Genomic DNA, 26,076 nt, shown 5'->3' with positions numbered 1-26,076 from the left:
AGCAGGGGAGAAAAGGTGCGACAGGCGCTCTCATCCGGGCTGCGGCATGTTGCCGCGCACGCCACCGCCGGGGCAATCTCGGTCCTTGTGCGGTTTCTCACCGCGCCGCAGGCGCTTTACGCGGTCGAACTGCCGCCGGGGCCGCAACGGGTCTATTTTGCCAACCATTGTTCCAATGCCGATGCGGTGCTGATCTGGGCGGTGCTGCCGCCCGAGATCCGCGCCCGCACCCGGCCCGTGGCGGCTGCCGATTACTGGTTGAAGAACCGGCTGCGCCGTTTCATGGGGCGCGATGTGTTTCGGGTGCTTTTGATCGAGCGGCTGCGCGCGCACCGCACGCAAAACCCGGTCGAGCAGATGATGGCGGCGGTCGACGCGGGCGCTTCGCTGATCATTTTCCCCGAGGGGCGGCGCAATGAGAGCGCGGAGCTGTTGCTGGACATGCGGCCCGGCATCTTCCACCTCGGGCAGGCGCGCCCCGAACTGGAGCTGGTGCCGGTCTGGATCCATAACCTCAACGCCGTGCTGCCGCGCGGCGCGCTCATTCCCGTGCCGATCCTCTGTACCGTTGGCTTTGGTGCGCCGATGCGGCCCGCCCCCGAGGAGCCGAAAGAGGCGTTCATGGCGCGCGCCCGGGCGGCGCTTCTGGCGCTGGCGCCCAAGGAGGCCGCATGAGCCCGGAAACCTCGCTCAACCTCATCGCCATTTTTGCGGCGCTCTTCGCGCTTCTGGCGCTGGCCTCCGCCGTGGGGCAGGGGCTGCGCGCGCGGTTTGACCCGGAGGGGCGCAACCCGGTCATTGCCACGCTCAACGCCCGGATCGACGGCTGGTGGCTGATGATCATCGTGCTCTCGCTCGCCTTCCTGATCGGGCGCGGCGCGGTGTTTTTGCTGTTTGTCTTCGCCTCTTTCAGCGCGTTGCGCGAATTTCTCACCCTCACGCATCGCGCGCGCGCCGATCACGCCGCGCTTGCCGCCGCGTTCTTCCTCGTGCTGCCGGTGCAATATCTTGCGCTCTGGGCGGGCTGGACGGGCGTCTTTGCGCTCTTCATTCCGGTCTATGCCTTCCTCGGCCTGCCGATCCTGACGGTGTTGCGCGCCGAAACGGCGCAATTCCTCAGCCGCGTGGCGGAAACGCAATGGGCATTGATGGTTGCCGTTTACTGCGTGAGCCATGTTCCCGCGCTGCTGACGCTCACGATCCCGGGCTACGGCGGCGACACGGTGCTCCTGATCATCTTCTTGCTGATTGTCGTGCAATCGGGCGATGTGCTGCGCTATTTCGCCGACAAGATGTTCGGCCGCCACCAGGTTGCGCCACGGGTCTCGCACACAAAAACATGGGAGGGCTTTGGCTTTGGCGTGCTCGCCGCCTCGGCCATCGGCATGGCGCTCGCCTGGCTCACCCCGTTCCGCCCGCTTGAGGCCCTTGCGATGGCCGCGCTGATCTCGGCGCTCGGCTTTTTCGGCGGGCTGGTGATGGGGGCGATCAAGCGCGACCGTGGCGTGCGCGAATGGGGCCATGTGATCGAGGGGCACGGCGGCTTCCTCGACCGGCTCGACTCGGTGGTTTTTGCCGCGCCGGTGTTCTTTCACCTGACGCGGCTCTTTTGGCAGGGTTAGATCAACACCACCTGCGTGCCGACCTTGGCCAGCTCGAACAGCTCTTCGATATGCTGGTTGAAAAGCCCGATGCAGCCGTTCGATGACTTGCGCCCGATCTTGCGCGTGTCATGGGTGCCGTGGATGCGGTAATACTGCCAGCTCAGATAAAGCGCGCGGGTGCCGAGCGGGTTGTCCGGCCCGGCGGCCACGAAATCGGGCCAGTCGGGGTTGCGTTGCTTCATCGAGGGCGTGGGCGACCAGGTCGGGTTCTTGACCTTGCGGATCACCTCGGTGCGGCCGCGGCGGGTGAGCTCGTCGGAGACCGGGACGGAGGTCGGGTAAAGCCGGTAGATCGACTGATCCTCGGACCAGTAATGCAGCGCGCGCGAAATCGTGTCGACGAGAATCGCGCCGTTTGTCGTGTTCGAAAAATAGGGCTTCCAGTCGAGCTCGCGGAAGCTCGAGATATTGCGCCGCATGTTGGTGTTTGCGGTCTCTTCCTGCTGCGTCATCCCGGCATCGGGGGTCTGCGCAAACACCGCCGGCGCTGCCAGCGAAACGCCCGCGAGCGCGGCAGATCCAAGAAACGAGCGGCGGTCGAGCATCTTGCGCGCATCCGTCATGAGAAAACTCCGTTCGTGCCGGTGGCCCTGAAGGTGAGGGGCGTTACGCCCGACCACCCGTAAACCGGCTGTCAGCCCGTTCCCATATTGCGACTGAGCCGCAGGTGCAAATCAAACCGGCGTCATTGCTCGCTTTCACGCAACTGTGGGTTTGCGCGGCAGGCGGGCGCAGTGTATGGCGCCCGGATGGGGTGCCCGTTGCCGGCGCTCCGCGACCGCGACGCCCGGGGGACAATGATGATCCGCGCCAAATTCCTGCTGCTGGCCCTGGGCCTGACGCTTTCCGCCTGTGTGTCGGGCACCGATCCGCAAATCGGCCCGGATGGCCAGCCCTTGCCGCAGCTTTACAAGATTTCTGGCCGTGATGCGCAGGAGATCCCGGTTCGGGTTCTCGAAGCGGTCAATGCGCTGCGCGGCGCGCGCGGCACGGCGCCGGTGGTGCTCAGCCCCGCGCTCAATGCCGCGGCAGAACGCCATTCGCGCGACATGGCGGCGCAGAACCGGCCCTGGCACTGGGGTTCGGACGGCTCTTCCCCCGTTGATCGCGCGCGTCAGGCCGGGTTCACCGGCAAGTTCCTCGGCGAGAACATCTCCGAGACCTACGAGACCGAAACCGAAACCCTCTCGGCGTGGATGGCACTTGCCGATACCCGCGATGTGATCCTCAACCCCTCGGCCACGCAAATGGGCTTTGGCTGGTTCCAGGAACCCTCGGGCAAGATCTGGTGGACGATGGTCTCCGGGGAATAACCCCGCACCAGGCCTAAGATACACAAAGGCCCCGGCATTGACCGGGGCCTTTTGCTGTCAGGGGAAGATGTAGATCGGCGTGCCGAGCGTGATCATGGAATAGATTTCCTCGATCTCGCTGTCCTTGACCGCGATGCAGCCTGCGGTCCAGTCGCGCTTCTTCGGGTCGTTCTTGCCGGCGCGACCGTGAATCATGATGTCGCCGCCGGGGGGGTGCCCCTGCGCCTTCGCAAAGGCGATATCCTCGGCGTTCGGGTAGGAGACCCCGAGCGAGAGGTGATAGGCCGACTTCGGGTTGCGCCGGTTGATGTAGTAAAGCCCTTCCGGGGTCTTGCCATCGCCCTCGAAATGCTTGGCGCCGACCGGGTTGCCGCCAAGGCCGATCTTGTAGCGTTTGATCACCTTGTTGCCGGAAAACAGGAACATCCGGCGTTTCGCCTTGAACACCTGAATCTGCGTGACGCGCGGCCCGCTATAGAGGCGAAACTTGCCGGAATCGCCGCCGCAGGCGGCCAGAAGGGCGAGGCTCGAGAGCCCCAGAAAGACGGTACGACGCTGCATGATCTGCCTGTATTCGTTTTTTGTCAGCCTAGCAGAGGAGCTGCCGGCAGCGAAGCTCTAAGCGCGCACGAATCGTGCCGCAAGCTCGATATGTGCAGACCAGCGGAACTGATCGACGACGATCAGCTCTTCGAGCACAAAACCGGCGCCGATCAGCCTCTCGGCATCCCGTGCGAAGGTGACGGGGTTGCACGAAACATAGGCAAGGCGCGTCAGTTTTGAGGCGGCGATCTCGGCCACCTGCGCTTCGGCGCCCGCGCGCGGCGGGTCGAGCACCAGCGCGTCGAATCGGTCGATCTCGTCGGGCAGGAGCGGGCGGCGAAACAGGTCGCGCGCTGCGTGGGTGACCTTTTTCAAGCCCGGAGCCCCCCGCCAGCCGCGGTCGAGCGCGGCCAGCATCTCCGCCTCTCCCTCAACCGCGTGCACCTCTGCACCGCGCGCAAGCGGCAGCGAAAAGGTGCCGCATCCGGCGAAAAGATCGGCAATCCGGGCGGCCCCTTCCGTTGCGCGGAGCACAAATGCGACGAGCGCCGCCTCGCCCTCGGCGGTGGCCTGCAAGAACGCGCCCGGCGGTGGCGTGACCTGGGCCGGGCCGAAGCTCTGCAGGGCCGGGCGGCGGGCGGCGATGGTCTCGCCGTTCCAGCTCAGCCGGGCAAGGTCATGCGCCTGCGCCAGCGCGGCCAAGCTTTGAAAAAGCGCCGGCTCCATCTCCTTGCCGCCTGTTGCGGCAACCTCCACCCCGGCCTCGGAGAGTGTCAGCGCAAAAGCGATCTCGCCCTTGCGGGAGGCTCCGAGCAAGGTCGCTTCGGTCACGGCGGGCAGCGCGGCGATCAGGGCAGGGCGCAAAACCCGGCAGCCCGGCACTTCGACCACCGTATCGGAGGCGCGCGCATGAAAGCCGACGAGCGCGCCCTTTTTCGTGCGCCGCCCCGAAAGGCCCGCGCGACGGCGCGAGAAGGCGGGCGAGGTCTCGACGCGGCAGACCGTTGCCGCGATGCCGCGCGCGGCGAGTGCGTTTTCCACAACCTCGGCCTTCCAGCGTTCCACGAAGCCGTCCGAGGCATGTTGCAGCACACAGCCGCCGCAGGCGCGGTAATGCGGGCAGGGCGCTTTTACCCGCTCGGGCGCGGGGCTCAGGATGCGCGGCGCCGCGATCCGGCCCGCCTCGATCTCGCCCTCCACCGTTTCTCCCGGCAGCGCCATGGCCACATGAAGCCGGCCCGTGGGCGTTTCGGCAATGCCATCGGCGAGAATGGACAGACGGTCGATGGTGATCGGCATGGGGCCTCCGTTTCGGCCCCCTTACCGCAAGCTCTGCCCTGCGCCAAGCCTATTGCGCGGCCTCGGTTGTCTCGGCCTCTTCGCCGCCGCCCTCGTCTTCATCGGTGCCGATGAAGCCACCCGACTGCCGGTTCCAGTAGCGCGCGTAAAGGCCCTGCGCCGCCAGAAGCTCGGCATGCGAGCCCTCTTCGACGATCCGCCCGCTGTCGAGCACAACGATCCGGTCCATCTCGGCAATGGTGGAGAGCCGGTGCGCGATGGCAAGCACGGTCTTGCCCTCCATCACGCGCCGCAGCGCGGCCTGAATTTGCGCCTCGACCTCGCTGTCGAGCGCCGAGGTGGCCTCGTCGAGCACCAGAATGGGCGCGTTCTTCAGGAACGCCCGCGCCAGCGCGATCCGCTGCCGCTGCCCGCCAGAGAGCTTCACGCCGCGCTCGCCCAGAGCCGCATCATAGCCGCGCCGGCCCTTGTGATCGCTCAGCCCGAGGATGAACTCATGCGCCTCTGCCGCCTTCGCCGCGGCGATCATCTCTTCCTCGGTCGCATCCGGGCGGCCATAAAGGATGTTCTCGCGTGCCGAGCGGTTGAACATCGCGGTTTCCTGCGTGACCATGCCGATCTGGCGGCGCAGGCTCTCCTGCGTGACCGCGCGCAGGTCGGTGCCATCAAGCCGGACCGCGCCCTTTTCGGTGTCATAGAGCCGCAACAGAAGCGCCACGAGGGTCGATTTGCCCGCGCCCGAGGCGCCGACGATGCCGATCCGCTCGCCCGGTGCGATCTTCAGGTCGATCGCTTCGATGCCGCCGCGCCCGCGGCCATAGGCAAAGCTCACATGGTCGAAATGGATTGCGCCCTTGATCCGCTCAAGCGTGCGCGCGCCGGGGGCGTCGGTGATCTCATGCGCGGGGGTGAGCGTGCGCATCCCGTCTTCGACCTCGCCGATGTTCGACCAGAGTGCCATCAGCGCCTGCGAGACCCAGCCCGACATTTGCGTGATGCGCATCGCCACCGCGCCCGCGGCGGCGATGTCGCCTGCCGTGGCCTCGCCGCGCCGCCACATCAAGATTGCGCCGCCGACCAGCAAGATCGGCAAAAGCCCGGAAAAGGTGATCTGGCTCGCCCGATACCAGGTTGTTGTTACCCCAAAGTTCTGGGTTGCCGTGCGGAAGCCCTGCATCGCGCCCAGCGCCGCCTGATCTTCGTGGCTCGCATGGGCAAAAAGCTTCACCGTCTTGATGTTGGTGATGGTGTCGACAACCTGACCTGTCACCATTGCGCGGGCAGAGGCGCGCGCCTTGGAGCGGCCGCGCACATAGGGCAGGAACGAGCGGATCAGGAGCAGATAGAGCACCAGCCAGACGCCAAGCGCCAGCGCGCCGAAAATGTCGATCCCGGCCAGGAGGAAGACCGAGCCGATGATCGAGGCAAGCGCGAAGAACACCGTGCTGATGACCTCTGTCACCACATCGGTGACGGCGCGCGCGGTCTGCATCTGCTTTTGCGCGATCCGGCCCGCGAAATCATTGTCAAAAAAGGTGACCGCATGCCCCATTGTCCAGCGGTGCAGCCGCGAGAGCACCTGCGGCATCAGGTTTGGCGCCACCAGCATGTTTGATGACCATGTCGAGGCCGCAAAGGAGGCCGGGCGGATCACCAGATAAAAGACCACAAAGGCCAAAAGCAGCCACAGATGCTGGCTGACGAAGGTGGTGGGATCTGCGCCGACGATCGAGTCGATGACAAGGCCCAGAAGCCAGGCCGCGCCCACCTCCATCGTGCCGGCAAGGGCCGAAAAGACACCGGCAATGGCCACGGCGGGCCAGGCGCCGCGCAGGCACCAGCGCAGGAAGGCAAGAAGGCGCTGGGGCGGCGGCCCCTCGGCGGGGGTGAAGGCGTTGATCATCGGGATTCCTTTCGCCGCCACCATATAGGCGCGCGCCGGGAAAGGGAAAGCGCACGCCCCGTCTCACCCCCCGCCTCACGCCCCGTCGCGGAGAAGCGCGTCCCGCGTGAGCGTGAACCCGGAGGCGATCCAGCGCGCCTCAAGTTCTTTGAGCCGCGCGCCGAGGGCCGGGCCCTCAAGGCCGGGCATCAGGTCCGCCGCGGTGATGGGGAAGCGTTGCGCCGCGCCGAACAAGACCCTGTTCAGGCCCGATGAGGGTCGTTCTTCTCCAAGCATCGCGGCGCGGATCAGCAGCGCATCGCGCGCGCCCTCTGCGCCGTAGCGATAGCCGAGTTCGGCGGCTTCCATCGTTTCGCCCAGCGCTGCGCGGATCGCGGTGAGCCGTTTTGTCTCGGGTTTGGAGAGCCGCAACCGTTCCGCCACCTCCGTGCCGCCGAGGCAGGCCAGACGGCGGATCGGCTCGGGGGCGAGCCCGGCTTCAAGATGAACGAGGGGGGCAAGCGCCGTTGCCTCGGCGCCGGGGATGACCTGCGCCAGCACGCCGCTCGCGGCCATCGCGGCCACCGCAGGGGCCGGGTCTGGCGCGGCGAGAAGCTTGCGCATCTCATGGCCGATCCGTTCGCGCGAAAGCGTCTCTATTTGGGCGGAATGGGCCGCGCAGGCGGCCAGCCCCTCGGCATCCATGCCAAGGTTCGGGTCGCCATACCATGCGGTGAAGCGGAAGAACCGCAAGATGCGCAGATAGTCTTCGGTGATGCGTGCCTCAGGCGCGCCCACAAAGCGCAGATGACGGGCGTGAAGGTCGGCCAGCCCTTCGCCAAGCGGGTCAAGCACGGTGCCATCGGCGCTGGCATAAAGCGCATTCATGGTGAAATCGCGCCGCGCCGCATCTTCTGCAAGATCGGTGGAAAAGGCGACCGTGGCGCGCCGCCCGAAGGTTTCGACATCGCGGCGGAAAGTGGTGACCTCATGGGGCCGATGGTCGACCACGAGCGTCACCGTGCCATGCTCAATACCGGTGGGCACGGCCTTCACGCCGGCGGCTTTCGCCAGCGCCAGCACCCGCTCGGGGCGGGCATCGGTGGCAATGTCGATATCGGAAACAGGCTGCAACAGAGCCGCATTGCGCACGCAGCCCCCCACCAGAAGCGCCTGATGCCCCCCCGTTTCCAGAAGCGCCAGCACCCGCTGGACATGATCTGCGTAGAGCCACTCGGCGGAAAGCTTCATGGGCCGAGCCGATCGGTGAGCCCGCGCAATATCCGCGCGGTGGCGCCCCAGATGTAATAGGGACCATAGGGCGCGACGTAATAAGAGCGCATGCCCCCGCGCCAGCGCCGCGCCTCGACGCGGAAGCTTGCGGGGGTGAGGTGTGAAAACGGCACGGTGAAGATTTCGTCCACCTCGCCCGCCTCGGGGCGCGGGGTGAACGAGGCCGTGAGCCGCGCGATGACCGGTGTGACCATGAAGCCTGTCACCGTCTCGTGCGGCTCGACTGTGCCGAGAACCTGCACGGCGGTGCGCGGCAGGCCGATCTCTTCCTCCGCCTCGCGCAAAGCCGCGGCGACGGGGCCGGCGTCACCCGGATCGACCTTGCCGCCCGGAAAGGCGATCTGCCCCGGATGATGGCGCAGATGCGAGGCGCGCTTGGTCAGGTAAAGCCGGAGCCCCGCCTCGGTCTCCTCAAAGGCAACGAGCACGCCCGCGGGCCGCAGCACCCGATTTTCCGGCAGCACCGTGCCGGGATTGAGGTCGTAATCTGACGAGGGCCGCCCCGGCCTTGCAAGCGCGGCAAGGAGCGGGGCGAAGGCCTCAGGCATCACCCGCCTCTTTCGGCGTGCCGTCCGGGTTTTTCACCGCCTCGAAGCCAAGCGAGAGCGGGTCGAACACGTAATGCGCCCCGCAGAACTGGCAATCGGCAGTCACCGTGCCCTCGGGCGTGGTCATGTGCTTGATGTCTTTTGCCGAGTAGATCGACAGGCTGGTGCGCACGCGCTCTTCCGAACAGGTGCAGCCGAACTGAACCTTCTGCGGGTCGAAGACGCGGGGCACTTCCTCGTTGAAGAGCCGCACGAGCAGGTTTGTCAGCCCGACCGAGGGGCCGGTGAGTTCCATCTCTTCGACCGTGTCCAGCAGCACATTGGCGCGGGACCAGTTTTCGTCCGCCTCGCCCGCGAGAATGTCGGAGTGGCGCAAAAGCCCACCGGCGCCCGATCCCTCGCGCGCGGCCACCGGGCTTGCGGGCATCATCTGCAGCATCACGCCGCCCGCGCGCCAGCGCTCCGCCTGCCCCGGCTCGGTCGAGCGGCCAAAGGCGAGCTGGAACCGGGTCGGCAATTGCTCGGATTGCGCAAAATAGGTTTCGGCGCAGCGTGCGAGCGCGCCGCCATCGAGCGGGGTCAACCCCTGATAGGGCAGCGTGCCCTCGCCCTGATCGATCAGCACGGCAAAATAGCCCTCGCCGATTTCAGCGAAAGGGTCTGCGGCGGCCTCATCGAGCCGCTCGGCGTCATAACTCGCCCAGGCACGAATGCGGGCGGGCGCCCCCTCCGCGGCGGGGGCATAGTAATCGGTGGCAAGGATGCGGATCGGCCCCTTGCCGCGCACCTGAAGCGAGAGCTTCCAGCGCAGTTTCATGGTTTGCCCGATCAGCGCGGTCAGGATCGCGATTTCCGCGACCAGACCCTCGACGATGGCGGGGTAGTCGTGCTGGCGCAGCACGTCTTCGAGCACGCCATCGAGCCGCGCGATGCGGCCGCGCACGTCGGAGCGGTCAAGCTGGAACGGCAGGACGGTGTCGTCCCAGGTGATATCGGTAAGCTTGGTCATAAGAATCCTGGGGGTTTTCGCGCAGCCCTCGGGCTGCCATACCGTGCCAATATGGTGGGGGCAACCGTTCCCCCAAGGGGTCGGAGGTCGAAAATGCGGCGGTTTGGGGAAAGACTGGTGCCGGGGCAGCGCTACAAGGCGCGTCCGGGGGCCTATGCGGTGCTGGTGCGGGGCGACCGGTTTCTGCTCACGCATCAATCCGAACCTCGGCCCGAATACCAGTTGCCGGGGGGCGGCATCGATCCCGGAGAGGGCCCGCTCGCCGCGCTTTACCGTGAAGTGGTCGAGGAAACCGGCTGGCGGATCACCAATCCGCGGCGGCTCGGGGCCTATCGCCGCTTCACCTACATGCCCGACTATGACCTTTGGGCAGAGAAAATCTGCCATATCTACCTTGCCCGTCCGGTGCTTCGGCTCGGAGAGCCGACCGAGCCGGGCCACGTAGCCCATTGGTTGAGTGGGCCAGAGTCTATCGAAAGGTTAGCGAACCTAGGCGATAGATTTTTTATGGCGCAAGTGATGCGCCGAATCGTTGCTTGACACAGGCAAAATCCACACAGTTTTGCTGTTGCAAGCTCACATTGAGGGTGTTTTACAACTTACAGCTAGTTTCCGCTTACAACTTGAGCTAATTATTAACAAAGCAGCATATCTGGCCGCAAGAGCCAGGAAATTTCGAGGCGGAGTAGTATCATGGTGAAGTCTGTTGACTTTGCCGTCCGTGATTTTACGGGCGGTGTGACGCGTGGTGTTGTGGCCGGAGACGGCGCAAGCGATTTCATTCAAGTTGGCGCGGGAGACGATATCTCCCTCAATCTGAGACGGACCAGCATCCTCAAATATCTGCGCGATGGCGACGATCTTCAGATCGTTCTTGTCGATGGGCGCACGATCACCCTTTCGGGATACTACGAGGCCGGAGGCCATCTCTATATTTCGTCGGATGGCGAATTGACGCCGGTGGTTCTGGAGAATGGCGGCAACGGCGTTCTCTATGCCGATTATGGCAATGTGGAAGTGATCGGCAAATGGAGCCCGAACGACCAGCTGGCGTTCCTTCAGGGCGAAGACATCTTGTCGCCGGGTGGGGACGACACCACGGGCATGGCCATGTTTGCGCCGTTGGCGGGTCTTGGGCCGCTCGGCTTGGCGGCTGGTCTGGTCGGCGTTGGTCTCGTCGGCGGTGGCGACGGCGATGGTGGCAGCGACACAGACACCGGCGGCGGCGGTGATGACACGGGCGGCGGTGGCGATGATACCGGCGGCGGTGGCGATGACACGGGCGGCGGCGGTGATGACACCGGCGGCGGTGGCGATGACACGGGCGGCGGCGGTGATGACACCGGCGGCGGTGGTGATGATACCGGCGGCGGTGGTGATGACACTGGCGGCGGCGGCGATGACACGGGCGGCGGCGGCGATGATACCGGCGGCGGTGGCGACGATACCGGCGGCGGCGGCGATGACACGGGCGGCGGCGGCGATGACACCGGCGGCGGCGGCGATGATACCGGCGGCGGCGGCGATGATACCGGCGGCGGCGGCGATGATACCGGCGGCGGTGGCGATGACACCGGCGGCGGCGGTGATGACACGGGCGGCGGCGGCGATGATACCGGCGGCGGCGGTGATGATACCGGCGGCGGCGGCGATGACACCGGCGGCGGTGGCGATGATACCGGCGGCGGCGGCGATGACACCGGCGGCGGCGGCGATGACACCGGCGGCGGCGGCGATGATACCGGCGGCGGTGGCGATGACACCGGCGGCGGTGGCGATGACACCGGCGGTGGCGGTGGTGGCCAGACGATCGTGCCGACCGTCGATCATCCCGATGCGCTTTACACTCTGACCACGAACACCGTTGACCCCTCGGCGACCGTTTCCGGCACCGGCGAAACCGGCTCCAAGGTGACGGTGACGCTTGGCGACAAGACGCTCGAAACCACTGTTGGTACTGACGGGCTGTGGTCGGTCACGTTTGAAGGGGCGAATTTCCCCTCTGACGGCAACATGAGCTCGACGGTCAATGTGGCCGCGCCCGATGGCACGCCCTATGAACTCGACGGCCCCGATTTCATCATCGACATGACGCCGCCCGAGGTGGACATCACCGCCGGTGCGGAATCGACCGGCGATGTTGAGAACCTTGCGGAATATCAAGACGGGATCAGCGTCAGCGGCACGGGGGAGGCTGGTGCGTCAATCACCGTTGAGGTGGCGGGCGAGACGCAATCCACCACGGTGGACGCGAACGGAAACTGGAGCGTGACGTTCACGACCGACCAGCTTCCGCCCGGCCAGTATAGCGAAGAGATGACGGTCACGGCGACCGATCCGCTCGGCAACGTTACCACGATCACCGATAAGTTGGTGGTCGATACCGAGGCGTCGGTGGCCTTTGACGGCGCCGCAGTCACAAGTGATGACGTGGTCAGTGCGGCTGAGGCGAAGGCGGGCTTTGTGCTGTCGGGGACTTCCGAGCCGGGCACGACCTCCGTGGTGCTGGAGCTTGGCGGGGTGAATTACAACGCCACGCCCGATGCCGATGGCAACTGGAGCGTGACGCTCACGGATGTGGCGCTCACCACCGGCACGCATACGGCGACGGTCACCGCGACCGATGCCGCCGGAAACACGGCCACGGCCACGGAAGATGTCACCTTTGACACCGAAACCGCGGTGGCCTTTGATGACCCGGAAGTCGGCAATGACGTGATCAACGCCGCCGAGCGCAATGCCGGCGTGGTGCTGACCGGCACCGCCGAAGCGGGCGCGACGGTCGTGGTCGACTTCGAGGGCGGCTCCGATACCGTGACAGCGGCTGCGGATGGCACCTGGACGGCGAGCTTTGCCACAAGCGAGATCGGCACCGGAACCCGGCTGTCCACCGCGACGGCAACGACGACCGATATTTACGGCAACACCGCCACGGCGACCGATGCGGTGCTGATCGACACCGAGGTGCAAAACCTCACCCACACCACACCGACGCCGAATGCGCTGGTGGCGGATGATGTGGTCAGCTCGCTCGAAGGCAATGCGGGGCTGCTTGTCACCGGCACGGTGGAACCGGGCTCGACGGTGATGGTGCAACTGGCCTCGGGGGCGGCGATCGCTGCCACCGTGGCAGGGGACGGAACCTGGAGCGCGACGATCCCGGCCGCGCAACTGCCCTCGGTCGAGACGGATAACGTCAAGCTGAAGGTGACGGCCACCGATGCCTATGGCAACACGGCGACGCAGACGAGCACGGTCGATTTCGACCCTGTGGTGACGAATTTCGTGCCGGCCACCTCGGTCACGCCCGACAACATCGTCAACGGCCAGGAAGCCGAAAACGGGTTCACCATCAACGGCACTGTCGAGCCGGGGGCAACCGTCACGGTGGCGCTGGCAAGCGGCGCGGTGGCAGCGGTCACCGCCGGGGCGAGCGGGCTTTGGTCTGTCACCTTCGACACCAGTGACCTTGTCGGCACCTCTGGGAAGATGGATTACGACATCACCGCGGTCGATCAGGCGGGCAACAGCGATACCGCCTCCGGCAGCTTCGCCTATGACCTGCAGGCGCCCGACAGCCCTGATATCACCGCCTTCACCCGGGATGCGGGGGCGCTTTTGGGGATCCGCACCGATGTGGGGGAAAGCATCTACGATATCTCGGCGGTCAATGCCGCGGGGGCTGTCTCCCAGATCGACAATGATGTCGCGATCAACAGCAAGGTCGGATACGCCACCTATGATTTCTACGAGACGGTGCCGAACGGCTCCTATCTGGTGGTGACCGATCATGATGTCGCGGGCAACGAAACCTCGACGCTGCTGGTGGTGGACAACACCGCGGCGCCGGTTGTGGACCTGTCTCGCGCCGGGCTGAGCGAGTTCGACTTCGGCTCGATCGACCTGAACTTCGCGCCGCAGGCTCAGCTCACGATCACCGAGACGCAGTTGATGCAGCTTACCGGCGCCGATCATAGCCTCGTGGTTTCGGGCGACTCGCAAGACCATGTCACGGCGCTTGGCGCCCATGACAGCGGCATGGATACCGTGATCGGTGGCGAGAGCTACAGCATCTACACGCTGGGCACCGAGGGCGCGACGCTGATCCTCGACAACGACATCACGAACCTGACGATCTGAAGGGGCTGACATGACCTTCAGGGGCAAGCTGACAGGGCTCCGGGCGCGGCACTGCGCCCGGATGGCGGTGGCCGCCTCGGTTCTGGCGGGGCTGGGCGGCTGCATGCAGGGAACGCCCTTTCCCGCCGGTCGCTCCTCCTTTTCGCCGACAGCGATGAATCTGGTGGCGGGGCACCCCGGCACCACGGTGCAAAGCTCGGTGATCATCGCCGATCTGGCCGCTCGGCCAACGGCGCTGCAGGGCGCGGGCCCCTATGCCCGGGTCGCGCAAGCGGTTCTTGGCGATGCCAAAGGCACCGCCAAGGCCGAGCTGCGGATGAAGCGGCTCACCGCAACGGCGCAGTCGAAGAACTGGCTGCCGGAGATCGGCCCGAGCCTGAGCCTGACCCGGCTCGGAGATCTGGCGACGCAGATCCTCGTGGAACAGGTGCTGTGGGACAATGGCGCCAAGCGGGCAGAGCGCGATTACAGCGCTGCCGATGTCGAGGTGGCCGCCGTCAGCCTGTCGAGCGAGATGAACGATACCGTTGCCGACGGGTTGAAGGCCTATATCACGGCGCTCAAGTCGCGCGAGCAGGCGGCGGTTGCGGCCCGGTCCGCGGCCAAGATCGGCGATTACAATCACATCATGCGCCAGCGTGTTGAGGGCGGGCTTTCGGATCAGTCCGAGGCGCGGATCTTGGCGCAGAAACTTACAGAGATGCAGGCCGTGGCGCAGGCTGACCGTGACAGCGAGCAGACGGCGCTGGCGCAACTGCGCTCGATGACCGGCCAGAACCTTGAGGATCTTGCCGCGCTGGGCAGCTTTGCCCTGCCCGACCCGCTGCCAGAGGCCTTGAGCGTGGTGGAGGCGCGGGCCGAGGCCGGGCGCGCCACGGCTGAGGCCGAGATGGCGCGCGCGGGCTACCTGCCCTCGCTTTCGGCACAGGCGAGCACAAGCGGCGGCAGGCCTGATTTCGGTTTTTCTGCCGGACTCGATCAAATGCTCGGTTTTGGCACCGCCGATGCGATGGCGGCGCTTGAGGCAAGCAAAGAGGCCGCCGCGGCGCGGGTGGAAAAAGCGCGTCAGGACGATGCGCAACAGATCATTTCGCTGCAGGCCAAGCTCGTTGCGCTCAAGGCGAAGGCGGCGCGCGACGGCGCGGTGGTCGAGCAAACCGGCGCCGGGCTCGACATGTTCACCGAGCAATACCGGATGGGGCGCCGCACCCTGATGGAACTCGTCAATATGTATGAGAGCTATGCCGATATGGCACATGCGCAGGCGGGGCTGAAATACGACATTGCGCTGATTGAACTGGAAATCGCGCGGCAACACGGGATATTGGTTGAAGGCCGCAGTATTTAACAAGGTGTAGGGGGTTTTGGCTGACCGTGTGATAGCGTTCGACATCAACGCGGCCCGTGTCAGCGGGGCGGCGGATGGCGCCTTGCCAAAACAGAAGCTCCCCCCCTCCGGCACGGATACCCCCCGCACCCCGCCGCGCGCCCGCGCCCGCGCCGAGCTTGCCGCTGCCTATGCCGGGCTTCTGGGCGCGCAGGTGCCCGCCGCCGATATTCTCGAACAGATGCTGCTTGCCGTGGGCGAGGCCACCGCCGCCGTGACCGGTGCGCCCGCCGCCGATGTGCAGCCCGATCATGTTGCGGCGGTTCTCCGTGTCGCCGGAATGACCGCCGGGGTCGAAGAGATTGACCGGCTCAGCCCCGGGCAATGGCCCGCGCTGGCGCAGATGACCTCGGGCCAGCTTGTTTTGGTGCTTGGCCAAGAGGGCGGCACGCTCTTCATTTATGACACCACTTGCGCCGATCGCCGCGCCGAGGTGCCACTCGAAGATTTCGCGCCGTTCTTTTCCGGGCGGATCATCCGGGCGCGCACCTCCTTGCGCCAGCTTGAAGCGCGCCACGCCCCCGAGACCGCGCCCGAGCACTGGTTCTGGAGCGCGTTCCGGGCGCAGCGCATGGCCTTTGTCGAGGTTGCGGTGGGATCGCTCTTTGCCAATATCCTTGCCGTTTCCGTGGCGATGTTTTCGATGCAGGTCTATGACCGCGTGATCCCGCATAAATCGGAATCAACGCTCTGGGTGCTGGCCCTCGGTGCGATACTGGCGCTGGCGCTGGAGATGGCGCTCAAGCTCGCGCGGTCCGGGCTCATGGATCTTGCGGGGCGCAAGATCGAGCTGACGGTGCAAAGCCTGCTGATGGACCGGCTCCTTGGCATGAAGGCGGCGCCGGGGCGGCGCTCGCCGAGCCAGCTCTTTTCCGCGATGCGGGAATTTTCCTCCGTGCGGGAGTTCTTCACCGCCTCCACGATCGGCACGATTGCCGATATTCCCTTTATTTTCATATTCCTCGCCCTTGTCGCCTCGATCGGCGGCAATCTGGTCTGGGTGCTGGCGCTTGGCGCGGTGCTGATGGTCGTGCCCGGCTTCCTGATGCAGGGCAAGATGATGAAGATCACCAAATCCACCCAGGGCGCCTCGGCGCGGGCGGCAAAACTCCTGCATGAAGCGATTTACGAGCATGAAACGGTTGCCACCCAGCGCGGCGCCGACCGGTTCAAGCGGGTCTGGGAAGAGCTGACCACGCTCTCGGCGGTCAAATCCTCCGAGAGCCGCAAGCTCTCCTCGGCGCTCACCTACTGGGCGCAGATGGTGCAGCAGGCGACCTATGTTTCGGCTGTGGTGGTGGGCACCTATATGGTGTTTGAGGGCGAGTTTACCGTGGGGGCGATCATCGCCATCGGTATTCTCACTTCGCGCACGCTGGCGCCGCTCACGCAGCTTGCCGGCACGCTTGCCCGCTGGGCCAATGTGAAGGCCGCGCTCGACGGGCTGGATCAGATCGCGGGCGCGGATCAGGTGCATGCGGGCGGGCGCAGCTACCTGCGCGCGGAGGCGATCGAGGGCGAATATGAGCTGCGCGGGCTCGATTTCAAATATGACCCGGAGGGCGCGCGCACGGTCGACATTGCCGCGCTGCGCATTCCCTCGGGGCAGCGCGTTGCCGTGCTGGGCGCGAACGGCTCGGGCAAGTCGACGCTCCTGAAACTGCTCGCCGGGATCTATGAGCCCAGCGCCGGGCGGATTTTGCTCGACGGGGTCGACATCGGCCAGCTGCACCCGCGCGATCTGCGCCGCGCCGTTGGCTACCTGAGCCAGGATGTGCGGCTCTTTTCCGGCACCCTGCGCGACAACCTCAACCTCACCCAGCTCGAACGCGACGAGGAGCGGCTTTACAAGGCGCTTGATTTTGCCGGTCTCGGGCCGTTTTTGCGCGCCCATCCGCGCGGGCTCGACCTTGAGATCCGCGACGGCGGCGAGGGGCTCTCGGTGGGGCAGCGCCAGTCGATCGGCTGGGCGCGGCTTTGGTTGCAAGACCCCTCGGTGGTGATCCTTGATGAGCCGACGGCGGCGCTTGATACCACGCTTGAGACCACATTGGTGAGCCGGCTTGAAACATGGCTCGACGGGCGCACGGCGGTGATCGCCACGCACCGGGTGCCGATCCTTGCGCTGACCGCGCGCACGCTGATCTTGCAAAACGGGCGCATGGCGGTGGATGGCCCGCGCGATGCGGTGCTCGCGCATCTGAACAAGGCCAAATCCGGTGCGGCGCCATGACCACGGTTGACCCCGCCTCGGTGCATACCGCCGCGCGCCGCATGAGCCTGACGATCTGGCTGGTTGCCGCGACGATCCTGATCTTCATCGGCTGGGCGGCAATTGCCTCGGTTGATCAGATCGTGCGCGGCCCGGGCGAGATTGTCTCCTCTTCGAAGCCGCAGATCATCCAGAACCTTGAGGGCGGCATCCTTGCCGAGCTCAACGTTTCGGAGGGCGACGAGGTGGCCCCCGGTCAGGTGCTCGGCCGGCTTCACGACACCTCCTACAAGACGCAGGCCGATGACCTTGAGGCGCAGATCGCCGCGCTTGAAATCCGCCAGCTTCGGCTGGAGGCCGAGATGGAGGGGCTCGACCAGTTCGAACCGAGCGAGGCGCAGGCAAAGCTTGTCCCCGAGATCGTGAAATCGGAAAGCGCCCTTTTGACCGCGCGGCTGAGCGATTTCACCTCTCGCAAGGCGGGCGCGGCGGCGGTGCTCAAACAGGCCAAGGCCGAGCGCGACCTGCTCGAAAACATGTATGAAAAAGAGATCGCGCCGCTGATCGACGTGACCAAGGCGCGCAAGGCCTATTCCGATGCCAAGGCGCAACTCGACGACATCATCACCAAGACCGAGCTTGAGCGCGCGGGCGAGTATTCCGATACGCTGGAAAAGCTCGGCACGCTGCGCCAGCAGCTGAAACTGGCACAAGACCAGCTTGGCCGCACCACGCTGATCGCGCCCATGCGCGGCGTGGTCAACAAGCTCTCGGTGACGACGATCGGCGGCGTGGTGCGCCCGGGCGAGGAGATCATGCAGATCATTCCGCTTGATGACGAGCTTTTCATTGATGCGCGCATCGCGCCCAAGGACATCGCCAATGTGAAGCTGGGGCAGGAGGCAACGATCAAGCTTTCCGCCTATGATTACACGATCTACGGCAGCCTTGAGGGGAAGGTGCATTTTGTCTCGGCCGATACCTTCAAGGACGAGCGCCAGCCCGATGCAGAGCCTTGGTACAAGGTGACGCTGCGGGTCGATCTGGCGCATCTGAGCGAGCGTCAGCGCGGGCTCGAAATTCGCCCCGGCATGCAGGCCACGGTCGAGCTGCACACCGGCGAAAAGACGATTTTGCACTATCTGATGAAGCCGCTCTACAAGTCGCGGGAGGCGTTGCGGGAGCCCTGAGGCTCAGCCGTCGTTTGCCTTTGCGCCATCAAATTCGAACAGCACGGCAGAGACATCATCATCGAGCGCCGTGCCCGAGAGTTGGTGCAGCTTCCAGTAAAGCGCGTCGAGAAGGACCGATCCGCGCAGCCCCCGCAACGAAATCAGCAGGTCTGAGAGCCCGGTTTCAGAGAGCAGCTTGCCGTCTGGCTGCATGACCTCGGTGATGCCGTCCGAGCCGAGAAACAGCCGGTCGCCGGGGGCGAGCCGGGTCGTCACTGTCTCGTAGCTCGCACCCTCGAAAAGCCCCACCGGCATGCCGCCCCGACCGAGAAATTCCACCTCGCCCGCGGCGCGCAACACCGCAGGATAGGGATGGCCCGCCTGCACCAGCGCCACATCCCCCGAAATCAGGTCCACATCCGCATAGATCAGCGTGAAATAACTGTCGGTCCGCATCTCTTCGAGCACAAGCGCATTGAGATAGGCGGCAAGCTCGGCCGGGTCGCGCGCATCGTAAATGCCGTATTCGGTCTGGATCAGCGCGATATTCTGTTCGGGCGAGGAGCCCGAGAGATAGCCCGCAAGCCGCGCCGTCATCAGCGCCGAGGTGATGCCATGGCCGGATACGTCGATCCCGTAAAGCGCAACGCGCCGCGCATTGATCGGGAAAAAGCCGACAAGGTCGCCGCCGACATGGCCCGAAGGGCGCAACGTCAGCGAGACCTGCGCATTGCCGAAGCTGCGGAACCTTTCTTTGACGAGACTTTGCTGCAATTTGCGCGCTTCCATCAGGTCGCGGTCAATCACATCGTAAAGGGCGCGTAACTCGCCGAGCGCCGAGGAGAGAAGCCGGTTCTTCTCCTTCATCTCGTGTTCCATCTTGAGGATGCGCTCGCCCGCGGTGAGTCGCGCGCGCAATTCCTCGCCATTCACCGGCTTGGCGAGAAAGTCATCGGCGCCGCTTTCGAGCCCCTCGGCCACGTCGTTTTTGTCGGATTTCGAGGTGAGCAGGATGAAATAGCCGTAGCCCTTCCGCTCCATCTCCCGGAATCGCTTGCAAAAGTCGATCCCGGTCATGCCTTCCATCATCCAGTCGGACAGCACGAAATCGGGCTCGATTCGGGCGCAGATTTCAAGCGCGCTCTCGCCGCTTTCAGCCTCCAGCACCTCATAGCCTGAACGGGCAAGCTGCGCCGAAAGAATGCGGCGCTGCATCCGGCTGTCGTCGACCACAAGCACGCGCCGCGGCTGTGCCGTTACGGCGCCACGGTTCAAGGGTCGCTCATCTATCAACGGTTGGGACACGCGGCTCACCGGCTACACTGCTTCGCGCCAAATTGCGGGATCAGGTTTAAGAAGCGGTAAACGCGATTTGCTGCAGTGCCGCTTAAAGCTTCGGCAATATTTCCCCCGTAGCGTGGGAGGTGGTGAAGGAAATTGGGGTCCGTGGAGGGCATGATGATTGATTGGGAACGGGTCGCCGAGTTGCGATCCGAAATCGGCGCCGAAGGGTTTGCCGAAGTTCTGGAGCTTTTTCTCGATGAAGTCGAAGCGGTGGTGATGAACCTCGGCCGCAAACCCGGCAAGCTGGGCGACGAATTGCACTTTCTGAAAGGCTCGGCCTGGAATCTCGGGTTCCGCGCGTTCGGGGCGATGTGTCAGTATGGTGAGCGCCGCTGCGCGGCCGGAGAGGCCGAGAGCGTCGATATTGCGGCGGTGCTCGACTGCTATGGCATCTCCAAGGCGGAGTTCATGGGCCGCGTCGACGAATTCCTCTCGGCGGCCTGAGGCGGTCAGATCAGGAATTCGGCAAGCGCCGAATCATCCGTGATGTCGCGGTAGTCAAAACCTGCCGCATCAAGCTTTTGGGCCAGCGCGGCAAAGGCGCTGGCCTCTTTCGTCTCGATGCCGATCAGCACCGAACCGAAGTTGCGTGCCGATTTCTTCAGGTATTCGAACCGGGCGATGTCATCGGACGGGCCGAGCATTTCGAGGAACTCGCGAAGCGCACCGGGGCGCTGCGGCATCCGCAGGATGAAATATTTCTTCAGCCCCGAGAAGCGCTGCGCGCGCTCCTTGACCTCGGGGAGCCGTTCAAAATCGAAATTGCCGCCCGAGGTCAGGCAGACCACCGTTTTGCCGCGAATCTGCTCTGCAAGTTCGGGCAGCACGTCGAGCGACAGCGCGCCCGCGGGTTCGAGCACGATGCCTTCGTGATTGAGCATCTCGAGCATGGAGATGCAGATCCGGTCTTCGGGGGACAGCAGGACATGCTCGGGGGCGATCCAGTCCAGCCGCGAAAACGGCAAGGCGCCGATCCGCGCCACTGCCGCGCCGTCAACGAAACTGTTGACTTGCTTGAGGGTGACGGGCCCGCCCGCAGCCAAAGCGGCGGTGAGGCTCGCGCCGCCCAGCGGCTCGACAAAGCGGTATTCGGTCTGCGGCGCGGTGGCGCGCAGATAGCCTGTAACACCCGCGGCAAGGCCGCCGCCTCCGACCGGCAAGATCACCAGATCGGGCGCGCCGCCGAGCTGGTCAAGGATTTCCACCCCGACCGAGGCCTGCCCCTCGATCACATCCGCATCGTCGAAAGGCGAGAGAAAATGCGCCCCGGCCTCTTCGCAAAAGGCTTGGCTGGCGGCGAGGGTCTGGTCGAAATAATCGCCCGTCAGCACAATCTCGACCGCATCGCCGCCGAACACGCGGGTCTTGTCGATCTTTTGCTGCGGTGTTGTGACCGGCATGAAGATCGTGCCCTTCACGCCAAAATGACGGCAGGCAAAGGCCATGCCCTGCGCGTGATTGCCCGCCGAGGCGGCGACGAAATGGGTCGCCGCCGGGTCGATTGCGCGGCGTTTGGGCATCGCGGTAAACGCGCCGCGCAGCTTGTAGGAGCGCACCGGCGTCAGGTCTTCACGCTTGAGCCAGATCTCCGCGCCATAGCGCTTGGAGAGCATGGCATTGCGCTGCAACGGCGTCGGCTCGAAGAGCGCGCGCAGCGCACGGGTGGCGGCAAGGGCGGCGAGGGCAAACTGGGTCATCGCCGAGATGTGGCGCCAAGCCGCGCTTTGCGCAAGCCCAAAGGCAGAGGCGCCATTGTGCGGGGCACAATTGTGGCACTCCAAACCCCGCCGCGGCCCTTGAGAAGTGGGTAAAAACCCACTATGCCGCGCGAAACGCAGCTTCGGAGGCTATCCATGTCCGCTCCCAAGAAAGTCGTGCTTGCCTATTCGGGCGGCCTCGACACCTCGATCATCCTGAAATGGCTGCAGACCGAATACGGCTGCGAGGTGATCACCTATACCGCCGACCTCGGTCAGGGCGAGGAGCTGGAGCCGGCACGCGCCAAGGCCGAGCTGCTGGGCATCAAGCCGGAGAACATCAACATCGTCGATGTGCGCGAGGAATTCGTGCGCGACTTCGTGTTCCCGATGTTCCGGGCCAACGCGCTTTATGAGGGGCTCTACCTGCTCGGCACCTCGATTGCGCGGCCGCTGATCTCCAAGCATCTCGTTGAGCTGGCGCAACAGCACGGCGCCGATGCGATTGCCCATGGTGCCACCGGCAAGGGCAATGATCAGGTGCGCTTCGAGCTTTCCGCCGCCGCGCTTGACCCCGCGATCAAGGTGATCGCGCCCTGGCGGCTGTGGGATCTGACCTCGCGCACCAAGCTGCTGGAATTTGCCGAGGCGAACCAGATCCCGATCGCGAAAGACAAGCGCGGCGAGGCGCCGTTCTCGGTCGATGCGAACCTCTTGCACACCTCGTCGGAGGGGCGCGTGCTGGAAGACCCGGCGGTCGAATTCCCCGATTACGTGCTGCAACGCACCGTGCCGGTGGAACAGGCCCCCGATCAGGCCGAGATGGTCGAGATCACGTTCGAGAAGGGCGATGCGGTGGCGATCAACGGCGTGGCGATGTCGCCCGCGACGATCCTTGCCACGCTCAACGAGATCGGCGGCAAGCATGGCATCGGCGTGCTTGATCTGGTGGAAAACCGCTTTGTCGGCATGAAGTCGCGCGGTGTCTATGAAACCCCCGGCGGAACGATCCTTCTCGAGGCGCACCGCGGCATCGAGCAGATCACGCTCGACGCGGGGGCGGGGCACCTGAAAGACAGCATCATGCCGCGCTATGCCGAGCTGATTTACAACGGCTTCTGGTTCAGCCCCGAACGCGAGGCGCTGCAGGCGCTGATCGACAAGACGCAAGAGCATGTCTCGGGCACGGTGCGGCTCAAGCTTTACAAGGGCAAGGCCTCGACCGTGGCGCGCTGGTCGGAAGAGAGCCTCTATTCCGAGAAGCACGTCACCTTTGAGGAAGATGCGGGCGCCTACGATCAAAAAGACGCGGCGGGCTTCATCCACCTCAACGCGCTGCGGCTGCGCCTTATCGCCACCCGCAACGCGCGTGTGGCGAAGAAATGAGCGCCAAGGTCGCCATTGTCACCGTTTCCGACCGCGCCTCGCGCGGGGAATACGAGGACAAGGGCGGGCCGGGCTGCGAGAACTGGGTTCGGGGCGTCGTGACGACGCCCCTCTCCATTTCCCGCGTGATCATTCCCGACGGGCGCGACAGTGTGGCCGCCTGTCTGCGCGGGCTGGTGGCAGAGGGCGCGGATCTGATCCTTGTGACCGGCGGCACCGGCCCCGCGCCGCGCGATCAAACGCCCGAAGGGGCGGGCGCGGTGATCGAGAAGGAACTTGTGGGTTTTGGCGAGGAGATGCGGCGGGCCTCGCTCAGGGAAGTGCCGACGGCGATCCTCTCGCGCCAGACCGCAGGCATCGCAGGCAAGAGCCTGATCATCACGCTGCCCGGCAGCCCGCGCGCGATCGGCACTTGCCTGAATGCGGTTTTTGCCGCCGTGCCCTATTGCCTCGATCTGATCGGCGCGGCCCATATCGAGACCGATCCGACGAAGATTGCCGCGTTCCGCCCGAAGGCGACGTAGCAGGGGGGCGCTGCCCCCCTCGCCCCCCGGGATATTTGCGCAAAGTCGAAGGTGAAAAGTCTCGCCTTCGACTTTGTTCAAATATCCCACGGGGGTGCGGGGGTGTGAAACCCCCGCTCTTACCGTTTCACCGCCGCGGCGGCGTAATTCACGCTCAGATCGCGCGACGAGAGCGACCAGCTCCAGCCGAGCGGGTTGAACACCATCCCCTTGCGGTCGATCGGGTCGAGGCTCGCGCCGCGCATCAGGCCGTAAAGCTCGTCCGGCGTGATGAATTTCGACCAGTCATGCGTGCCCACCGGCAGCCAGCGCATCACCCGCTCCGCGCCGAAAATTGCCATCATGTAGCTTTTCGGATTGCGGTTGAGGGTCGACATCACCATCAGCCCGCCCGGGGTCATCAGGGACGCGCAGGTGTTGGTGAACCCCTGCGTATCGGCGACATGCTCGATGATCTCCATCGCCAGCACCACATCGAACCGCTCGCCCGCGGCGGCAAGGTCTTCGGCGGCGCAATTGCGGTAGTCGATGGTGAGCCCCGATTGTTCGGCATGAAGCTTTGCCACGGGGATGTTCTTGGGCGCCGCATCCGCGCCGACGACAGTGGCGCCAAGCCGCGCCATCGGTTCGGCAAGCAGCCCGCCGCCGCAGCCGATGTCGAGAAGGCGCAGCCCCTCGAACGGGCGCGGCGCCTTCAGGTCGCGGCCAAACTGGGTGGCGATCTGGGTGGTGATATAGTCGAGCCGGCAGGGGTTGAGCATGTGCAAGGGCTTGAACTTGCCGTTCGGATCCCACCATTCAGCGGCCATTGCCTCGAATTTCGCCACCTCGGCGGGGTCGATCGTCTTTGTCGCAGCTTCCATGCCACCCTCCGGCTGAATTTTTCCCTCCGCCCCGTGGCGGGCGGGTTGCCCGCGTTATATAGTGCAACGATGGACAAGAACGCAGGGCAAAAGCGCACGGCCAGCGCCTTTCTTTATCCGCCGATCGAGCCCTTCGATCAGCGGCTTCTGGACGTGGGCTTTGGCCATCAGATCTATTTCGAGCAATCGGGCAACCCGCAGGGGCGCCCCGTTGTGGTGTGCCATGGCGGCCCCGGCGGCGGCTCAAGCCCCGCAATGCGGCGCTATTTTGACCCTGCGCATTACCGGATCGTGCTCTTTGACCAACGCGGCTGCGGGCTCTCCAAACCGCATGCCTCGGTCAATCACAACACCACCTGGGATCTGATCTCCGACATGGAGCGGATCCGCGCCGCGCTTGGCATCGAGAGCTGGGTCGTGTTTGGCGGCAGTTGGGGGGCGACGCTTTCGCTCCTTTATGCGCAGACCTACCCTGACCGCGTCGATGCGCTGGTGCTGCGCGGCGTGTTCCTTGCACAGCGCTCCGAGCTTGAGTGGTTTTACGGCGGCGGGGCGGGGCAGTTCTTCCCGGATCTGTGGACGCAATTCATTGCGCCAATCCCGGACGAGGAACGCCACGACATGATCACCGCCTATAACCGGCGGCTCTTTTCGGGCGATTACCTGCAAGAGGCGCGGTTTGCGCGGCATTGGGCGATGTGGGAAAACGCGCTTGCCTCGGTCGATTACGACGGCTTTCCCGGCGAGGCGCCGCCCGATTATGCCCATGCCTTCGCGCGGATCGAAAACCATTACTTCATGAACCATGCGTTTTTGGAAGAAGACGGCCAGATCCTGCGGGACCGGCACCGGATCGAGCATATCCCGGCCACCATCGTGCAGGGCCGGATGGATATGATCTGCCCGCCGATCTCGGCCTGGCGGCTCGCGCGCGGCTGGAAGCGATGCGACCTGCGCCTGGTGCCCGCGGCGGGCCATGCGCTGAGCGAGCCGGGCATCACCGCGGCGCTGGTCGCCGCCATGGACCGGATGCGCAGCTGAGCCCGTTTTGCAGGCCTTTTACAGAACGCTTGCAACGCAGAGCGCTTTCGCCTATATCGCTCTCAACAGCGGCGTATCGAGGTCCAAACTCGATACCCACCGAAGCTATGTCGCGGGCCGCTTAGGCCCGCTTTTTGTTTTCAGGGATCGGACATGACCGACCTTATCGCCAAAACCGCCATCGACCGGCGTCTGGCTGAAATTGTCGGCCCCACCATCGAGGGGCTCGGCTTCGAACTCGTGCGCATCCGCCTGCAAGGCGGCAAGCACCCGCTTTTGCAGATCATGGCGGACCGCCCCGAGGGCGGCATCGACGTGGATGATTGCGCGGTGATCTCTACCGCGATCTCGGCCGTGCTCGACGTGGAAGACCCGATCGAGGAAAAATACACGCTCGAGATCTCTTCGCCCGGCATCGACCGGCCGCTGACCCGGCTGAAGGATTTTGACGCTTGGGAAGGCTATGAGGCGCGGCTTGAGACCTCTGAGCAGATCGACGGGCGCAAGCGCTTCAAGGGCCTGCTGCGCGGCACCGAAAATGACGAGGTGCTGATCGAGATCGAGGAGCAGGGCGAGCAGGTCACCATCGGGCTGCAGTTCGACTGGCTCGCTGATGCGAAACTGATCCTGACCGATGAGCTGATTGCCGAGATGCTGCGCCAGCGCAAAGCCGCGGGCATCATCGACGAGACGAAATTCGACGATATCGAAGACGACGACACGAACTCCAACGACCAAGATCCCGACGAGGAGACCTGA

23 protein-coding genes are annotated in these 26,076 nt (G+C 65.0%); 13 read left to right on the top strand and 10 right to left on the bottom strand.

Annotation, left to right across the window (positions count from 1 at the left end):
* The first annotated feature begins 15 nt into the window (after positions 1 to 15).
* Both ACFSM0_RS02345 and ACFSM0_RS02340 read left to right on the top strand, forming a co-directional pair.
* The gene (locus ACFSM0_RS02345) at positions 16 to 675 is read left to right on the top strand and encodes a lysophospholipid acyltransferase family protein (protein ID WP_377386576.1); all 660 of its coding nucleotides are present in this window, start codon (positions 16 to 18) and stop codon (positions 673 to 675) included.
* Complete coding sequence (locus ACFSM0_RS02340) at positions 672 to 1,622, top strand: phosphatidate cytidylyltransferase (protein ID WP_377386573.1); 951 nt, start codon at positions 672 to 674, stop codon at positions 1,620 to 1,622. Before ACFSM0_RS02345 ends, ACFSM0_RS02340 begins: the two co-directional genes overlap by 4 nt.
* Here the strand turns inward: ACFSM0_RS02340 and ACFSM0_RS02335 are convergent.
* Entirely contained in the window at positions 1,619 to 2,227 is a 609-nt protein-coding gene (locus tag ACFSM0_RS02335; protein WP_377386571.1) for a L,D-transpeptidase, read from the bottom strand. The genes ACFSM0_RS02340 and ACFSM0_RS02335 overlap by 4 nt on opposite strands.
* 237 nt (positions 2,228 to 2,464) lie before the next feature.
* Between ACFSM0_RS02335 and dalA the strand changes: the two genes are divergently transcribed.
* Complete coding sequence (gene dalA, locus ACFSM0_RS02330; protein ID WP_377386568.1) at positions 2,465 to 2,977, top strand: divisome-associated lipoprotein DalA; 513 nt, start codon at positions 2,465 to 2,467, stop codon at positions 2,975 to 2,977.
* A gap of 57 nt (positions 2,978 to 3,034) precedes the next feature.
* Here dalA and ACFSM0_RS02325 read toward each other — a convergent pair whose 3' ends face one another.
* The 6 genes from ACFSM0_RS02325 to hslO form a co-directional block, all read right to left on the bottom strand.
* Entirely contained in the window at positions 3,035 to 3,538 is a 504-nt protein-coding gene (locus ACFSM0_RS02325) for a L,D-transpeptidase family protein (protein WP_377386565.1), read from the bottom strand.
* 57 nt (positions 3,539 to 3,595) lie between these two features.
* Positions 3,596 to 4,819 carry a class I SAM-dependent RNA methyltransferase gene (locus ACFSM0_RS02320; protein ID WP_377386562.1) on the bottom strand — a complete coding sequence of 408 codons (1,224 nt, stop codon included), beginning with the start codon at positions 4,817 to 4,819 and terminating at the stop codon, positions 3,596 to 3,598.
* A gap of 49 nt (positions 4,820 to 4,868) precedes the next feature.
* On the bottom strand, positions 4,869 to 6,722 hold the full coding sequence (locus tag ACFSM0_RS02315; protein WP_377386559.1) for an ABC transporter ATP-binding protein: 1,854 nt from the start codon (positions 6,720 to 6,722) through the stop codon (positions 4,869 to 4,871).
* Between the two features lie 75 nt (positions 6,723 to 6,797).
* Positions 6,798 to 7,952: a CCA tRNA nucleotidyltransferase gene (locus ACFSM0_RS02310; protein WP_377386556.1), complete on the bottom strand. Its 1,155-nt coding sequence runs from the start codon at positions 7,950 to 7,952 to the stop codon at positions 6,798 to 6,800.
* On the bottom strand, positions 7,949 to 8,542 hold the full coding sequence (locus ACFSM0_RS02305; RefSeq protein WP_377386553.1) for a CoA pyrophosphatase: 594 nt from the start codon (positions 8,540 to 8,542) through the stop codon (positions 7,949 to 7,951). The genes ACFSM0_RS02310 and ACFSM0_RS02305 overlap by 4 nt, the downstream gene beginning before the upstream one ends.
* Complete coding sequence (gene hslO / locus ACFSM0_RS02300; RefSeq protein ID WP_377386550.1) at positions 8,535 to 9,551, bottom strand: Hsp33 family molecular chaperone HslO; 1,017 nt, start codon at positions 9,549 to 9,551, stop codon at positions 8,535 to 8,537. The genes ACFSM0_RS02305 and hslO overlap by 8 nt, the downstream gene beginning before the upstream one ends.
* A gap of 93 nt (positions 9,552 to 9,644) precedes the next feature.
* Here hslO and ACFSM0_RS02295 point away from each other — a divergent pair, with 93 nt between their 5' ends.
* The 5 genes from ACFSM0_RS02295 to ACFSM0_RS02275 all read left to right on the top strand — a co-directional run bounded on the left by ACFSM0_RS02295 (position 9,645) and on the right by ACFSM0_RS02275 (position 18,480).
* Positions 9,645 to 10,091, top strand: coding sequence for an NUDIX hydrolase (locus tag ACFSM0_RS02295; RefSeq protein ID WP_377386547.1), 447 nt, complete (start codon positions 9,645 to 9,647; stop codon positions 10,089 to 10,091).
* Positions 10,092 to 10,244: 153 nt separating this feature from the next.
* Positions 10,245 to 13,691, top strand: coding sequence for an Ig-like domain-containing protein (locus ACFSM0_RS02290; protein WP_377386544.1), 3,447 nt, complete (start codon positions 10,245 to 10,247; stop codon positions 13,689 to 13,691).
* 10 nt (positions 13,692 to 13,701) lie between these two features.
* Positions 13,702 to 15,039, top strand: a complete 1,338-nt coding sequence (locus ACFSM0_RS02285) for a TolC family protein (RefSeq protein ID WP_377386541.1) — start codon at positions 13,702 to 13,704, stop codon at positions 15,037 to 15,039.
* A gap of 16 nt (positions 15,040 to 15,055) precedes the next feature.
* Positions 15,056 to 17,311 (top strand): ATP-binding cassette domain-containing protein, encoded by a 2,256-nt coding sequence (locus ACFSM0_RS02280; RefSeq protein WP_377386538.1) that lies wholly within the window; start codon positions 15,056 to 15,058, stop codon positions 17,309 to 17,311.
* Positions 17,308 to 18,480, top strand: a complete 1,173-nt coding sequence (locus tag ACFSM0_RS02275; protein WP_377386535.1) for an HlyD family type I secretion periplasmic adaptor subunit — start codon at positions 17,308 to 17,310, stop codon at positions 18,478 to 18,480. The genes ACFSM0_RS02280 and ACFSM0_RS02275 overlap by 4 nt, the downstream gene beginning before the upstream one ends.
* A gap of 3 nt (positions 18,481 to 18,483) precedes the next feature.
* Here ACFSM0_RS02275 and ACFSM0_RS02270 read toward each other — a convergent pair whose 3' ends face one another.
* A complete protein-coding gene (locus ACFSM0_RS02270) occupies positions 18,484 to 19,737 on the bottom strand; it encodes a PP2C family protein-serine/threonine phosphatase (RefSeq protein ID WP_377386533.1) in 1,254 nt (417 codons plus the stop codon).
* A 180-nt stretch (positions 19,738 to 19,917) separates the two neighbouring features.
* Between ACFSM0_RS02270 and ACFSM0_RS02265 the strand changes: the two genes are divergently transcribed.
* Complete coding sequence (locus ACFSM0_RS02265) at positions 19,918 to 20,250, top strand: Hpt domain-containing protein (RefSeq protein WP_377386530.1); 333 nt, start codon at positions 19,918 to 19,920, stop codon at positions 20,248 to 20,250.
* A gap of 5 nt (positions 20,251 to 20,255) precedes the next feature.
* On the opposite strand, the gene ilvA is transcribed toward ACFSM0_RS02265, so the two are convergent.
* Positions 20,256 to 21,503: a threonine ammonia-lyase IlvA gene (gene ilvA / locus ACFSM0_RS02260; protein WP_377386527.1), complete on the bottom strand. Its 1,248-nt coding sequence runs from the start codon at positions 21,501 to 21,503 to the stop codon at positions 20,256 to 20,258.
* A gap of 156 nt (positions 21,504 to 21,659) precedes the next feature.
* On the opposite strand from ilvA, the gene ACFSM0_RS02255 reads away from it, so the two are divergent.
* Both ACFSM0_RS02255 and mog read left to right on the top strand, forming a co-directional pair.
* Positions 21,660 to 22,889 carry an argininosuccinate synthase gene (locus ACFSM0_RS02255; protein WP_377386524.1) on the top strand — a complete coding sequence of 410 codons (1,230 nt, stop codon included), beginning with the start codon at positions 21,660 to 21,662 and terminating at the stop codon, positions 22,887 to 22,889.
* The gene (gene mog / locus ACFSM0_RS02250; protein WP_377386521.1) at positions 22,886 to 23,413 is read left to right on the top strand and encodes a molybdopterin adenylyltransferase; all 528 of its coding nucleotides are present in this window, start codon (positions 22,886 to 22,888) and stop codon (positions 23,411 to 23,413) included. The genes ACFSM0_RS02255 and mog overlap by 4 nt, the downstream gene beginning before the upstream one ends.
* 119 nt (positions 23,414 to 23,532) lie before the next feature.
* Here the strand turns inward: mog and ubiG are convergent, their stop codons facing one another.
* Positions 23,533 to 24,276, bottom strand: a complete 744-nt coding sequence (ubiG, locus tag ACFSM0_RS02245; RefSeq protein WP_377386518.1) for a bifunctional 2-polyprenyl-6-hydroxyphenol methylase/3-demethylubiquinol 3-O-methyltransferase UbiG — start codon at positions 24,274 to 24,276, stop codon at positions 23,533 to 23,535.
* 69 nt (positions 24,277 to 24,345) lie between these two features.
* Between ubiG and pip the strand changes: the two genes are divergently transcribed.
* Positions 24,346 to 25,317 carry a prolyl aminopeptidase gene (gene pip, locus ACFSM0_RS02240; RefSeq protein WP_377386515.1) on the top strand — a complete coding sequence of 324 codons (972 nt, stop codon included), beginning with the start codon at positions 24,346 to 24,348 and terminating at the stop codon, positions 25,315 to 25,317.
* Positions 25,318 to 25,470: 153 nt separating this feature from the next.
* Positions 25,471 to 26,076 (top strand): ribosome maturation factor RimP, encoded by a 606-nt coding sequence (gene rimP / locus ACFSM0_RS02235; protein WP_377386512.1) that lies wholly within the window; start codon positions 25,471 to 25,473, stop codon positions 26,074 to 26,076.

Origin of the sequence: Rhodobacter lacus (assembly GCF_042683065.1) — a bacterium.
GTDB classification, from domain to species: Bacteria; Pseudomonadota; Alphaproteobacteria; order Rhodobacterales; family Rhodobacteraceae; genus Rhodobacter; species Rhodobacter lacus.
The sequence above is the reverse complement of the archived record's forward strand: the minus strand, read 5'-3'. Positions and strand labels throughout refer to the sequence as shown.